We start from the raw sequence: 12,692 nt of genomic DNA on the forward strand, positions 1-12,692 counted from the left end.
TCTAGAATTATAGACCCACAAAAAAGACTTAAAAAACGTCGCAAAATATCACAATTAAACTGCTACAGCTTCAGCCACAGGCGCTGCTACAACCACAGGATAAATGCTAACTTTCTTGCGAGTTTTGCCCTTTCTTTCAAAAGTCACCACACCATCAATCATGGCAAACAGAGTATCATCTCTGCCGATACCAACATTATTACCAGGGTGAACTTTCGTGCCGCGTTGACGAATCAAAATGTTGCCAGCTTTGACAACTTGACCGCCGTACTTTTTGACACCAAGACGCTGAGAATTAGAGTCGCGTCCGTTACGTGTACTGCCTGTACCTTTCTTATGGGCCATAATGTCCTCAACTTTATTTACTATTGTTTATTCTGATTCAATTTCGCCGGTTTGGGGAGCTTCAACAACTGCTTGAGTTAAATCTCTCGCGGCCAAAACAACACCATTGACGCTGATAGAGTCAATCATAAAGCGAGTTGTTTCTTGACGGTGCCCTTTTTTCTTCCGAGTTTTCTTCTTCGGCTTCATCTTGTAGACGAGGACTTTTCGGCCCCGGAAATGCCGCAGAACAGTTCCTTCTACTGTGGCATTTTCCACTAGAGGTTGACCGATGTGAACATCGTTTTCGTGCTGGATCAGAAATACTTTGTCGATCGTGACTTTGGATTCAGCTTCGACGTGAAGCAGTTCGATGTCGTAGAAGCGGCCTGGTTCTACCCGAAATTGTTTGCCGCCGGTTTCAATAATTGCGTAAGTCATGGGATGGTGGTTGAGATTGCCGTACAGGTAGCTGAGTTGTCAGTTGTCCGTTGCGGTGCCCTGAGCGTAGTCGAAGGGTTCGTTGTTGTGAACTTTTGACTGAGCACTTTTGACGGATGACAGTTTTCCTTCAGCTTTTGGAATGTCTTAACCTGATCCGAGCCGGATTTAGACAGACAGTCTACGATTATAGACGATTTGGGTATTTTTGTCAAGTGAGTCGGCGGTTGAAACCGCGTCTACAAAAACGAAGTCCGGATGGTGCGCGGACTAAGTATTTGCTAACTGGTTCCCAGGCTCTGCCTGGGAATCAACGTCTAGAGGCTCCGCCTCGCTTGCTGCTTGCTGCTTGCTAACAGAAAATCTAACTGGTTCCCAGGCTCTGCCTGGGAATCAATGTCTAGAGGCTCCGCCTCGCTTGCTGCTTGCTGCTTGCTAACAGAAAATCTAACTGGTTCCCAGGCTCTGCCTGGGAATCAATGTCTAGAGGCTCCGCCTCGCTTGCTGCTTGCTAACAGAAAATTGGAGGCAGAGCCTCTGGATCTGCGTTCCCAGGCAGAGCCTGGGAACGAGTAGAACGAGTAGAACGAGTAGAACGAGTAGAACGAGTAGAACGAGTAGAACGAGTAGAACGAGTAGAACCCAACCTACAACCTATGTTATTTATTTAGGGAATGTTGGGAAAGCCGAATGTAGGTTTTCTAAAATTCTCTCCGATCAAAGGTGGCGGGTAAAAATGGCAAATCGCATATGGCAACTCTTAACTACTGAACCCGGTTTCTGACCACCCATGGGTAAGTCCTATTGATGATTTGTATCGATCGCACTTAATTCTATCCCAAAGCCCGTGAAGCGGAGCTATCCCGTTCCCCGTAGGGGTTCCCGAAGGGTAGGGAATCGCACTTAATTTCAAGCAGCAACAGAACAATTATTCGATCGCAATAATTCCCAAGCTTGGTGTTTTACTCTACCTTCCATTACCTCTGTTTGCAAAGTAATAAAAGCCTCAAAATCTTCCAAACCGTACTTTGTCATCTGCAACTGTTGCCGCAACTGTTCTTCCGCATCAACCGTGAGACAACCTGTCGCTAAAGCTTTTCGGACAATGGTAGTGATTAATGTCATAGTAAATGTTCCTTCCAATAATATGCACACTCTAAAACAGTCGATTTTTTTAACCAGACTAATCTCACTTTGAGTTTGTTTCACAATTATGGTTAAAAATAGCCAATATCTACCTTGAGGCATATCAAATATACCGACTTTTGCTCCCAAGCAATGTAGCCTTTATCACATTCAACTGCAATCCGTAGGCACAATTTAGTTTCGATCTAACAACCGCCTCCATTCCCTTACTGCAAAAGTTGGAACCAAGATTTGTAGGTCTTTTTTACCTTGGACTGGCAAATTTAAGCCTAAAGGTCGATCGCTCTTCAATTGGGCCACCATTAATTTAAAATCGTACTCTCCCACGTTAACCGGCAAATCCGATTTTCTCCAAATATCGTTAGCCAGCGCCAGTTCCAGATTCCCCGCCACCACCTTCAGCGCCACTGGGTGATCCAATTGGGTGCCAGGAAATCCCACCAATCTCAGGTTAAGAGAGTCAACTATGCCCGATCGCACTCGCTTATACAAAACAACTTGCCATGCTTTGTCCTGATTATCCCGCAAGCTTTGTACGGATCTGAACATTACTCTGTCCCCGGTTTCTGGATATTTGTGAATCGAAGCCAAAGCGGGCGGGTTGACAGCTAGGATTAGATACAAACACAAGCTAATTACAATTAAAGCCTTGAAGAGGGAAGGTTTTGTACTGAGATTGTTCATAGGATGACCAAAATATCGCTTGTTACCCATAAATTTAATAGATAAAAAAGTAGGGTGCGTGCGACGCACCCTACTACTCATTTTAAACCTAGATCAATCCAACTGCCTGCTTAGGCGCGGGGAAGAGCATAAAAAGCAACCCCCTCATCCCGGAAATCTGACCTGCCCTGTACCAGCCGCCGCTCGTCTGGGTTTGCGGTGAAAAAGTGTGTAATATTTTGCGAATTTTCCCGTTCCCTCGCCAGGTTGGTAAAACGATAGATGGGTATCGCACCCGAAACAGCCTTGTTATATGAATTGAAAGCCTCTCCGTCAGCACGGAACTGGGGTAGGTTGTCGCGAATAAACTGTATTTCAGTAGGTTTATTCGTATAGAAAAAGGTTCCTGATGCTGTATTGAAGAAGCGTTGAACCTTGGCGTCACCGGCGGCTGGAGCGATAAATTCATCGCCTTCACTCTGGTAACGAGTAGGGTTGTTTAGTCGGTCATTTTTCTCTGTCGGGTCTGTGGTATAAAAATGCCCTCCTGCCACCTTGTCAAAGAAACGTCGGACGGGAAGATTGCCTGTTAGAGGGTCTCCGCTACCGCCGATGTTGCCTCCTGCATCTAAAGTCGCACCTGTTACGATGTCTTTCAAGGCGACATTGCCACTGGGAGTTGAAACCTGTAATGTGAAAGGCTGAGAATTTGATGGTAACGTATCAAAGCTAGTCACGCGGACTACATAGTCCACACCAGGCAGACTTGTAAGGGAAGTAAGACCAGTGGGGAACGTGGGTGTTATTGGAACTCTGGTAGTACCCCCTAGACCCGTTGGTGGTGGTTGTATTGGAACAATGGTATCAGGAGTTATTTTTGAGTTTCCTCCGGAGACACCGCCGTTATTATTATCCTGAGCAATAAGAATACCCGTATCAGCGACATTCGTACCCTTGCTGCCTTTGGGTATCTGAAAGACTTGCACGTAAGGGTCATAGCCAGTACCCGGATCTTTAAAAAGATCAATTGATATTGGCTGATTAACTAACTCTACCTCTAAGATGTAATCTTTAGCGCGAGTTGTTGCAGAACCATCTAACAGATTAGGAGTTGGGATAACCTTGTCAGTTGCAGTTAGCTGATTTCTCAGTTGAATTGATGCCATTTAAGCTGTCCTCTTAACTTTTCTGATAGCAGGTGTTATAAAATACTGCCTGCTACATTTATTATAAAATACTCAAGAACCATAAGCCACCTAACAGCTATTAGTATTTTTATTAGGTATTTTTGTGAGTACACTAGGTTGAAAATTATCTTTTTAATATAAGACTTACGCATGGGGGATCGGAAACCGGGTTTTTTAAGAAAATACTTCAAGCTGGCCCATATAGCAATCCTATATATACATGACATACCAAAATAAACCTTTACAAATACCAGCACAAAAGTTTATAGAAGCTGAGGCTTGCTGGAATCTCCAACAGTTATATGCAGACTTGACAGCGGCCAAGCAAGATTACACTTGCAGTAGAAAGCAGCGACTCACTCCTTTAGAAAAAACGTACCTGCGAGGTTTGCTTTGCAATTATGGTCCGGTGGAAATTGCCGTCGCACTCCATCGTAAATGCACGGGTATTAGAGTAGATTTATCAAGAGGGCTGTATCGCTACATAGAAGTTTTGACGCTGCAACAACCCAAAGACTGGAAAGAAATCCCAAGCATACTAGAAATATATGGTTATAAACAAAAGAGTAGCACAGAAACATTGCATTCTACATTTAGAAATTATACTCAAACTCCCCAATCTCCCATCGAAAATCGAACTGAATGGGGGCTGGCGGTGGATACGTCTATTTTCTACGGGCGTACAACAGAACTTGCTAACTTAGAACAATGGATTTTACAGGAAAACTCTCGCTTAGTTGCTATATTGGGTATGGGTGGCATTGGCAAAACTGCTTTAGCATCTAAGCTAAGAAATATGATTAAAGACCAGTTTGAGTGCTTGATTTGGATCGACTTCAGTCATGCACCTCTATTGGCAGATACTCTGGTAAATTTAATCGAATGTTTATCCGATCGACCGCTAAGCGATTTAAAGAAATTGCGGTTAGTTAGTCACTATAAAAAAACCTTTTTTCAAGCGCCGCTTGAGTTTTCCCTGGAGAACCTAATCGCTTCCACAAATGCAATAGAACCGACAATCATCGCTGAGGCTATCCAGCGCCTGATTCACTGTTTACAAAAGCGTCGATGTTTGATAATTTTAGATGGGTGGGAAGCTGTTTTCTGCACGGGGCAGTTAACAGGAAATTATCGAGAAGGATATCAAGTGTATGGGGAATTTCTGAAACAAGTAGGAGAATTGCAGCATCAAAGTTGCTTAGTGTTGACTAGCTGCGAAAAACCTAAAGAAATTGCGGCGTTAGAAGGTCAAAATCAATCTGTACGGTCATTAAAATTAGGTAGTTTGGGAGAAGCGGCTGTGGAAATCCTTAAAAACAAGGGTTTGTCTGAAGAAGGTCAATACTCAGAATTGATAGAGGCTTACAGCGGCAATCCTTTAGCGTTAAAAATAGTAACAACAACTATTAATGATATGTTTGGCGGAAGCATTGCTAACTTTTTAAGAAATGGGCTGTTTCTGGGAGATTATAGCGATACGTTATCTCGGCAGTTTAATCGCTTATCAGCATTAGAAATTCAGCTATTACACAGTATGGCGAAAGAAGTCAAGCCTGTTGGGTGTGAAAATTTGTACTCAAATATTCAGCAAGATCGGGATTCAGAATTGCTGAAGGCGCTGGAATCGCTTTTAAGGCGATCGCTAATTGAAATAGTCCAAGCCGAAAGTGAAACTCTGTTCGCGCTTCAACCTGCGATCGAGAAATATCTGATGTCTGTGGCAAGATTGCCTAAGCTATAAATAATCTACCGAGGTTCTATTTCCAATCACTTTCAGCTTGCGACAACACATAGGCTGAAACATCAATAATTTGTTGTTCAGACAAACGATCTTTGTAAGAGGGCATGATATTTTTACCGTTGGTGACTAAATTGGCAATATTTGCGATCGAGTCCATCTTATATTTTTTTAATGCTTTTTGTTTCAAGTTTTTGCCACGCCTGATAATGTTGCCGCCGTTGATGTGACAACCTGCACAGTTGGCGCTGAAAACTTCTGCCGCCGTTGCAGAATTTGCAGTTGCATCTGCCAAAGCAATTTGGGGACTCATTGTAATCACTCCCAAGGCCAAGGTCAGGATTAATAGGAAACCAGCGAATATTTTTTTCAAGTTCATTAGCCAAATCATCTATGCGATCGTAGGATAAATTATCTCTTAGTCCGCGGAGGCGGACTTTGCTTGTGTAGACGCGGTTTCAACCGCCGAGTGATCTCAATCGCCGAGCGATCTAGGATTTAATATAACTATGCCACAATCTCACCGTCAAGTTCACCGAACTCAATTTTAGTCCCGACAATCAGAGTCAGCGTACCTTCTGGTTCTACCAGTTTCATGTCGCCTTGACTGTCTGTGACCCACCAAGCGCGATCGGACAAATTGGTCAATCCCAATGAAAATGGATCTGTGGAACGAGAATTGACAACCGCTACCACACCATTAGATGCACTAGCTTTTAAAGTCGATATGTCAGAACTAGACAATTGAGTCCCTGCACTCAAAGCAATAACTTTACTTCCTAATTTCAGGGAAAATTGGCCATTCGTAAAAGACTTTTCAGCAGGATTAGCTGATATAAATGTAGGCGGAACCTTCACGGGACTTTGAGCAGGCAAATCAGAGTTTCCGACTGTAATTGTACAATTTCCTAATTTCTTTTGATCGCCCGATCGCAAATAAGTCACCGCCCCATTATCAAAATTTTCGCAGACAATTTGCCCAGCCTCCAATTGAAAGCGCATAGCCAAGGGCGAAATATTGGGAATACAGATAATAGACAAATTATCATCGCTACCAAAAGTCACCGGTTCAGCACCAATAGTCAGAGTGCGATTGACTCCGTTATCGTAACTAATTACTAGCCAAGCTTTGTTAAACAAAGTTTCAGCCACAACTAGCATAATGCCAATCCAAAAGCCGATCGCCCCACAGCCAGCTAAACGGCCCACAGTACCCGATAAAGAATAAGCGAACAAAATAAACAAACATCCCCCCAACACGCCCCCAACACCGCCTCCGCCCGCGCCGCGCAGCATTCCTAAATTGGGAATCCGTTTGGAAAGTGCCAGCCCTAACAAACTGCCAGCTATTCCCCAGCAAATTACTCGCAATAATTCATTCGGGCCAATGCCGCTGTAAATAGCTTCTGCGATCGCCCCAGAAATTGCCCCTGCGATTAAACCAAACAATCCCCCGTTCTTGAAAGCTGCTTTAAATTGAGGCTTGCCTTTGATGTAGTAATAATAGCCAAACATAATCGCTGTAGCAATGCCACCGCCTACCAATCCAAACCACCGGGCGGTGGAAAGTACACTCTCAAAAAAAGATACCGAACCCGACAGGCGATCGAAATTCATAAAAGGTTCGGTGATTAAATTACCCACGAAACCGCCGACGGCACCGCTGACACCAAACTGCAAAGCTTTTGTAATGGCTGATAGATTTCTTTTCAAAGCGCACCTGGTTGAAAATTACAGCAAAATTTGACTACAAGCTCGAAAGTCGGAATTTCCGATCGCACCGGAGCGAGCCCTCACCTCGGTTTTTTTATGCCTAGGAATTTAAAATGGGGATGCCGAACCACCATGCCCCAGCCAAAACACCGAGCATTTATAAGTCGTAATGCTTGGTATCAGAAGATTATAGCGTTTTGAGCGACATAATTTGGGGATGCCAAAATCAGTGCTCTAGACCCCAAAATGAAAACGAATGTTACAAACTATTACAGTAACACTCAGAATGTGAACATAATGCCTCAAAATACTTGCGTGAGGTAGTTGCGTCACAGAATCAAATTCCTGACCAATTATCGGACAGTCACTCGATCGCCACCTAATCATTGCCATCTCGATCGCAAAATTAGAGACAGCAGCAGTTATGTGTGGTATCGTAAGCGACAGGCAAAGTGCAGCCAACAACAGCGCACCGGCGTCAGAACAAGCGCCGTCAAACGCCCAAGGTAGCAACCAGCCAACAACTTCAAAAGTTGGAAGCAAGGTAAATTCCCGAAAGCGTCAAAGCTCCTGCCGCAAGCCAGAGGTACGGGATGCAAGCGCCCACCATCGCCATGCTGAGCGTGGAGCAGTTCGTAATTGCAAAATATCCAGCGGGTACACACAAGATGAGTATCGTCACCAAATCAATCGTCAACGCAGACGCTGAAGCTCGTTACCTGAGCCCAGGCGAATTAGACCGGATCAAAAGCTTCGTCACCTCTGGTGAACGCCGCGTCCGCATCGCCCAAATTTTGAGCGAATCCCGCGAACGTATCGTCAAGCAAGCAGGCGACCAACTTTTCCAAAAACGCCCTGATGTAGTTTCCCCTGGTGGTAACGCTTACGGCGAAGAAATGACCGCAACTTGCTTGCGCGACTTGGACTACTACCTGCGTTTGATCACCTACGGAATCGTAGCTGGCGACATTACTCCGATCGAAGAAATCGGTATTGTTGGCGTCCGCGAAATGTACAAATCCTTGGGAACCCCCATTGAAGCCGTCGCCGAAGGCGTTCGCGCCATGAAAAATGCAGCGAGCTCGCTGCTTTCTGGAGAAGATGCTTCCGAAGCTTCCTCTTACTTCGACTACGTTATCGGTGCGATGCAGTAAAGATTTTAGGTTTTAGATTGTGAGTTACCAGCAACGAGCCACAAGCTTTAGCAGAGAAATAACCACTGTATAAATCTGAAATCCCAAATCTCAAATCCGAGCTACAAAATTGGACTGAACTCAGCCACTTTCTAGGAAACAAGACCATCATGCAAGACGCAATTACCGCCGTTATCAATTCCTCTGACGTTCAAGGTCGGTACCTGGACATCAGCGCTTTAGACAAGCTCAAGAACTACTTCGCTTCTGGTGAACTGCGCGTCCGCGCCGCTACAGCCATCAGCGCCAATGCAGCCACAATCGTCAAAGAAGCAGTTGCTAAGTCTCTGTTGTACTCTGACGTAACTCGTCCCGGTGGCAATATGTACACCACTCGCCGTTATGCAGCTTGCATTCGCGACTTGGACTACTACCTCCGCTACGCCACCTACGCCATGTTGGCTGGCGACCCTTCCATCCTGGATGAGCGCGTGCTCAACGGTTTGAAAGAAACCTATAACTCCTTGGGCGTGCCCATCGGTTCTACCGTACAAGCCATCCAAGCTATGAAAGAAGTCACCGCCGGTTTGGTCGGTTCAGACGCTGGTAAAGAAATGGGCGTCTATTTCGACTACATCTGCTCTGGCTTGAGCTAAGACGAAGGACGAAGGTAGAAGGACGAAGGTAGAAGGAAAAAGGAAGAAGGAAGAAGGTAGAAGGAAAAAGGAAGAAGGAAGAAGGAAGAAGGTAGAAGGAAATAAAAATATTTATTTCTTACCTTTAGGAACTTTAGACTTTTGGACTTTTAAACTTTTAGACTTTTGGACTTTTAAACTTTAGACTTTTAGACTTTTAAACTTTTAGCCTTTTCTTTTGGAAGAAGTCAGGGAAGTTACGAGTGATTGCTAGACCGTCAAAGGCTTGTCGAGAATACTGGACGAGTTTTAATGAGCTAGTTTTGATTCTTAACTCCCTGTCTTCAATGTTTTAAAAATCCATCTAAAAATCAGTAAACCTACTTCAGGAGGTAGTTTCCCATGAGAATGTTTAAAGTGACTGCTTGCGTCCCCAGCCAAACACGCATCCGCACTCAGCGCGAATTGCAAAATACCTATTTTACTAAACTTGTTCCTTACGATAACTGGTTTCGGGAACAACAAAGAATTATGAAAATGGGCGGCAAAATTATTAAAGTGCAACTGGCTACTGGGAAAGTTGGTGCTAATACTGGTCTACTTTAAGATCCAGCGCTGGATTAGTGTAGGGTTAAGAGGTTGCGATCGCGACCTCTTTTTTTTTGGTGATTTTGCAGCCAGAAGGTAGAAGCTAGAGCAAACGAGTTCGCAGGAAAATCCAACTAATTCTACCTATAGAACTTACACAAAAATAGCCTTCAACATTCCTGTTTCTCGATCGGCCTGAAATTCAAATCCTAACTTCCGACAAAGGCTCTGCATCTGGTAATTACTGGTCAGAATATAACCCACGATCGCCGAAAGTTGTTCGTCCTTCCCAACTTCTAGAAGTCGCCTTAAAAGTTCGGTCCCCAAACCTTGATGCTGATAGCCATCCCCCACAATCAAAGCAAATTCAGCTTCATTTGTCCCGTGCAATTTACTCAGCCTTCCTACTGCCAAAATCTCATGTTCTAAGGTTTGCGGAACTTGGCGATCGGCAACTAAGAGCATTTCGCGATCGTAATCAATAAAACAAATTCGAGTCAATCTTTCGTGAGCAATCCGCTGCTTGAGCTTCACAGTATGAGCATAACGCAAATAGACGCTCTCTTCCGAAAGATTTTGATGGAACTTGACCATCAGTGGCTCGTCTTCCGGGCGAATTGGTCTAATCGTTAAACGATCGCCCTTGGGTGACTCCCATTCCTGCACGTATTTCGTCGGATAGGGACGAATTGCAGGTAGTGGCTTCTGGGCGAAATCGGCCGTTGTGTGGAGCAAAACCCGCGCATCTAGAGCAACCATACCGTCGGGAGAAACCAACAGAGGATTGATATCAATTTCCCGAATCTGTGGCTGTTCCACTATTAACTGACTAAAACTCACCAGTAACTGTTCTAGTTTTGCCAAATCGATCGCCTGTCTGCCACGCACGCCTTGCAAGGCTTTATAAATGCGGGTTTGTTCCATCATTCGCCGCGCCAAGGTGGTATTTAAAGGAGGTAACGCTAGCGCCCTATCTTCAAAAATTTCCACCAATTGACCGCCCATACCAAATAATATTACCGCGCCAAACTGCGGATCGAGACTGCTACCCAAAATTAGTTCGTAGCCCTCCATTTTGACCATGGGCTGTACAGTTACGCCCAAAAATGCTTCAGGGTCGATCGCACTTACTTTTGATTCGATTTCCGCAAATGCTCGACTGACAGCCGCCGCATCAGCGAGATTTAAGTGCACGCCGCCCACATCAGTTTTGTGAGTAATCGTTTCTGAATGCAGTTTCAGAACTACAGGATAGCCAAAGCGATCGGCAATTTCCACAGCTTCCGTACCGCTGGTAGCAATGGATGTAGCAATTGTGGGAATACCATAGGCGGCGAGTAATTGCTTTGATTCGTATTCTGTTAATAGAGTGCGATCGCTCTTACTTACCTTAGTTAAAATTTGTGCTGCCAAAATGCGATCGGGTGCATGAATCTCGGAATCCGCAGGTAAAGAAGGAGTCTCATAAATGCCCCGCAAATTATAGGTATACTGCCACATATAGTTAAACAATCTGACAGCAGTATCGGGATAGGGAAAGGTGGGAATATTTGCTTGATTGAGAATTTGCGTTCCCGCTGCAATTTCTGCACCGCCCATCCAACTCGATAAAATCGGCTTCCCTAATTTGCTATAAGCCTTGAGTTTTTCTGCGGTTAGAGTGGGATTAGTCATCGCTTGGGGAGTTAAGATGACTAATAAGCCATCGCTATTAGGATCGCTCGCAACAACTTCTAAGGTTTGGGCGTAGCGATCGCTGCTAGCATCACCTAAAATATCGATCGGATTATGATGGCTCCATTGAGGCGGTAAAAATTGATTTAATTGCTCCAAAGTCTCTGGTGCTAGTTCCGATAATGCACCGCCACCACTAATTAACGCATCAGTGGCGATCGCCCCTGGGCCCCCAGCATTAGTCACAATCGAGAGCCGATTACCCTTGGGGCGAGGTTGTTTTGCCAGAATTTCCGCCATATCAAACAAGTCAGAAATCGTATGGACGCGCAATACACCACAGCGACGGAAAGCGGCATTCAAAACAGCATCACTACCAGTCAAAGCTCCTGTATGGGAAGCAGCAGCTTTAGCCGCCGCCTCAGTTTGTCCGACTTTGAGTACAATAATCGGTTTATCCATCGCAACTTCGCGGGCTGCTGATAGAAAAGCGCGAGCATCGCCGATGGATTCCATATACAAAACGATGCTATGGGTATGGGGATCGTCACCCAGATATTCAATCAAATCTCCCCAACTGACATCCAGCATTGAACCGATGGAAACAAAGGCGCTGAATCCCACATTTTCCCCCAAACTCCAGTCTAAAATTGAAGTGCACAGCGCTCCACTTTGACTGATGAAGGCGACATTACCAGCACGGGCGATCGTACTTGCAAAAGTCGCATTGAGTCCGGCGATCGGATTCATTAAGCCGAGACAATTGGGCCCAATAATTCGCATTCCCCCCCGTCGCGCTTCTGCGAGCACTTGTTGCTCTAAAGCCGCACCCGCCTCCCCAATTTCTCTGAAACCAGCAGAAACAATAATTGCACCTTTGACTCCCACTGCTACACATTCTCGAATTACCTGGGGAACCGTCGCAGCAGGTGTAGCAATTACTGCTAAATCCACAATTTCAGGTACACTAGCAATGTCAGGATAGGATTTGATGCCCAATACGCTGGGACGTTGGGGATTGACTGGAAAAACCGTGCCCCCAAAGGGACTGCGAATCAAGTTCCAGAGTATAGTCCGCCCCACGCTTCCTTCTCTTTCGCTGGCACCAATCACAGCCACGGAGCGGGGATGAAAGATACCATCGAGGGGATGGCGCTGTTCTTTCCAAATATCATGGGCGCGATCGCATAGGGATGTTGGATTGGTTGAGATTTTTGCCATGTCCTGCTTCTGTGATGAGGGTTCGAGCGGGGCTATTTTTTAGTTGGATTTTTTCTATTGTCAACCAGGTTAACCTACTAGCCCCAAATTTGTCAATCCCAGGAGAATGCCACCTAAATTTTATCAAAAAAAACGAAGATTTTTGGGGAAAACCTGGTTGTTTTCGTCCAGGACTATATATGTAATCAGCGAACTTTTACCATTTCAATATTCCGTATAATGATTATAT

General features: G+C 45.0%; 14 protein-coding genes. 5 read left to right on the plus strand and 9 right to left on the minus strand.

Annotated features, from left to right (window positions below; genetic code table 11):
• Positions 1–54 precede the first annotated feature (54 nt).
• A complete protein-coding gene (gene rpmA, locus P2A85_RS21230) occupies positions 55–345 on the minus strand; it encodes a 50S ribosomal protein L27 (RefSeq protein WP_340518789.1) in 291 nt (96 codons plus the stop codon).
• 27 nt (positions 346–372) lie between these two features.
• On the minus strand, positions 373–765 hold the full coding sequence (gene rplU, locus P2A85_RS21235) for a 50S ribosomal protein L21 (RefSeq protein ID WP_377475358.1): 393 nt from the start codon (positions 763–765) through the stop codon (positions 373–375).
• Positions 766–1,161: 396 nt separating this feature from the next.
• On the opposite strand from rplU, the gene P2A85_RS21240 reads away from it, so the two are divergent.
• The gene (locus P2A85_RS21240; RefSeq protein WP_377475359.1) at positions 1,162–1,341 is read left to right on the plus strand and encodes a hypothetical protein; all 180 of its coding nucleotides are present in this window, start codon (positions 1,162–1,164) and stop codon (positions 1,339–1,341) included.
• A 333-nt stretch (positions 1,342–1,674) separates the two neighbouring features.
• Here the strand turns inward: P2A85_RS21240 and P2A85_RS21245 are convergent, their stop codons facing one another.
• From P2A85_RS21245 to P2A85_RS21255, 3 genes are all read right to left on the minus strand, one after another.
• A complete protein-coding gene (locus P2A85_RS21245) occupies positions 1,675–1,890 on the minus strand; it encodes a hypothetical protein (protein WP_377475361.1) in 216 nt (71 codons plus the stop codon).
• Between the two features lie 195 nt (positions 1,891–2,085).
• Complete coding sequence (locus P2A85_RS21250) at positions 2,086–2,676, minus strand: DUF3122 domain-containing protein (RefSeq protein WP_377475362.1); 591 nt, start codon at positions 2,674–2,676, stop codon at positions 2,086–2,088.
• A gap of 29 nt (positions 2,677–2,705) precedes the next feature.
• Positions 2,706–3,740, minus strand: a complete 1,035-nt coding sequence (locus tag P2A85_RS21255) for a hypothetical protein (protein ID WP_377475363.1) — start codon at positions 3,738–3,740, stop codon at positions 2,706–2,708.
• A gap of 241 nt (positions 3,741–3,981) precedes the next feature.
• Between P2A85_RS21255 and P2A85_RS21260 the strand changes: the two genes are divergently transcribed.
• Positions 3,982–5,502: an NB-ARC domain-containing protein gene (locus P2A85_RS21260; RefSeq protein WP_377475364.1), complete on the plus strand. Its 1,521-nt coding sequence runs from the start codon at positions 3,982–3,984 to the stop codon at positions 5,500–5,502.
• Between the two features lie 16 nt (positions 5,503–5,518).
• Here the strand turns inward: P2A85_RS21260 and P2A85_RS21265 are convergent, their stop codons facing one another.
• The 3 genes from P2A85_RS21265 to P2A85_RS21275 form a co-directional block, all read right to left on the minus strand.
• Positions 5,519–5,812 (minus strand): c-type cytochrome, encoded by a 294-nt coding sequence (locus P2A85_RS21265; RefSeq protein ID WP_377475366.1) that lies wholly within the window; start codon positions 5,810–5,812, stop codon positions 5,519–5,521.
• A gap of 194 nt (positions 5,813–6,006) precedes the next feature.
• Positions 6,007–7,212, minus strand: coding sequence for a hypothetical protein (locus tag P2A85_RS21270; RefSeq protein ID WP_377475368.1), 1,206 nt, complete (start codon positions 7,210–7,212; stop codon positions 6,007–6,009).
• Positions 7,213–7,446: 234 nt separating this feature from the next.
• Positions 7,447–7,755, minus strand: a complete 309-nt coding sequence (locus P2A85_RS21275; protein ID WP_377475369.1) for a hypothetical protein — start codon at positions 7,753–7,755, stop codon at positions 7,447–7,449.
• Between the two features lie 125 nt (positions 7,756–7,880).
• Between P2A85_RS21275 and apcA the strand changes: the two genes are divergently transcribed.
• The 3 genes from apcA to P2A85_RS21290 all read left to right on the plus strand — a co-directional run bounded on the left by apcA (position 7,881) and on the right by P2A85_RS21290 (position 9,586).
• The gene (gene apcA, locus P2A85_RS21280; protein WP_333176795.1) at positions 7,881–8,366 is read left to right on the plus strand and encodes an allophycocyanin subunit alpha; all 486 of its coding nucleotides are present in this window, start codon (positions 7,881–7,883) and stop codon (positions 8,364–8,366) included.
• A 149-nt stretch (positions 8,367–8,515) separates the two neighbouring features.
• Positions 8,516–9,001 carry an allophycocyanin subunit beta gene (gene apcB / locus P2A85_RS21285; RefSeq protein ID WP_377475370.1) on the plus strand — a complete coding sequence of 162 codons (486 nt, stop codon included), beginning with the start codon at positions 8,516–8,518 and terminating at the stop codon, positions 8,999–9,001.
• Between the two features lie 381 nt (positions 9,002–9,382).
• A complete protein-coding gene (locus P2A85_RS21290) occupies positions 9,383–9,586 on the plus strand; it encodes a phycobilisome linker polypeptide (RefSeq protein WP_340518781.1) in 204 nt (67 codons plus the stop codon).
• 135 nt (positions 9,587–9,721) lie between these two features.
• Here the strand turns inward: P2A85_RS21290 and P2A85_RS21295 are convergent, their stop codons facing one another.
• The gene (locus tag P2A85_RS21295; RefSeq protein ID WP_377475371.1) at positions 9,722–12,463 is read right to left on the minus strand and encodes a bifunctional acetate--CoA ligase family protein/GNAT family N-acetyltransferase; all 2,742 of its coding nucleotides are present in this window, start codon (positions 12,461–12,463) and stop codon (positions 9,722–9,724) included.
• Between the last annotated feature and the right edge of the window lie 229 nt (positions 12,464–12,692).

This window comes from Microcoleus anatoxicus (assembly GCF_042465725.1).
Lineage (GTDB): Bacteria > Cyanobacteriota > Cyanobacteriia > Cyanobacteriales > Microcoleaceae > Microcoleus > Microcoleus anatoxicus.

What these genes read in the sequence shown, in the direction of transcription:
- P2A85_RS21245 (WP_377475361.1), bottom strand. Translation starts at nt 1,890, where the DNA reads ATGACATTAATCACTACCATTGTCCGAAAAGCTTTAGCGACAGGTTGT.
- P2A85_RS21265 (WP_377475366.1), bottom strand. Translation starts at nt 5,812, where the DNA reads ATGAGTCCCCAAATTGCTTTGGCAGATGCAACTGCAAATTCTGCAACG.
- rplU (WP_377475358.1), bottom strand. Translation starts at nt 765, where the DNA reads ATGACTTACGCAATTATTGAAACCGGCGGCAAACAATTTCGGGTAGAA.
- apcB (WP_377475370.1), top strand. Translation starts at nt 8,516, where the DNA reads ATGCAAGACGCAATTACCGCCGTTATCAATTCCTCTGACGTTCAAGGT.
- P2A85_RS21240 (WP_377475359.1), top strand. Translation starts at nt 1,162, where the DNA reads ATGTCTAGAGGCTCCGCCTCGCTTGCTGCTTGCTGCTTGCTAACAGAA.
- P2A85_RS21290 (WP_340518781.1), top strand. Translation starts at nt 9,383, where the DNA reads ATGAGAATGTTTAAAGTGACTGCTTGCGTCCCCAGCCAAACACGCATC.
- P2A85_RS21260 (WP_377475364.1), top strand. Translation starts at nt 3,982, where the DNA reads ATGACATACCAAAATAAACCTTTACAAATACCAGCACAAAAGTTTATA.
- apcA (WP_333176795.1), top strand. Translation starts at nt 7,881, where the DNA reads ATGAGTATCGTCACCAAATCAATCGTCAACGCAGACGCTGAAGCTCGT.
- P2A85_RS21295 (WP_377475371.1), bottom strand. Translation starts at nt 12,463, where the DNA reads ATGGCAAAAATCTCAACCAATCCAACATCCCTATGCGATCGCGCCCAT.
- P2A85_RS21250 (WP_377475362.1), bottom strand. Translation starts at nt 2,676, where the DNA reads ATGAGTAGTAGGGTGCGTCGCACGCACCCTACTTTTTTATCTATTAAA.
- P2A85_RS21255 (WP_377475363.1), bottom strand. Translation starts at nt 3,740, where the DNA reads ATGGCATCAATTCAACTGAGAAATCAGCTAACTGCAACTGACAAGGTT.
- rpmA (WP_340518789.1), bottom strand. Translation starts at nt 345, where the DNA reads ATGGCCCATAAGAAAGGTACAGGCAGTACACGTAACGGACGCGACTCT.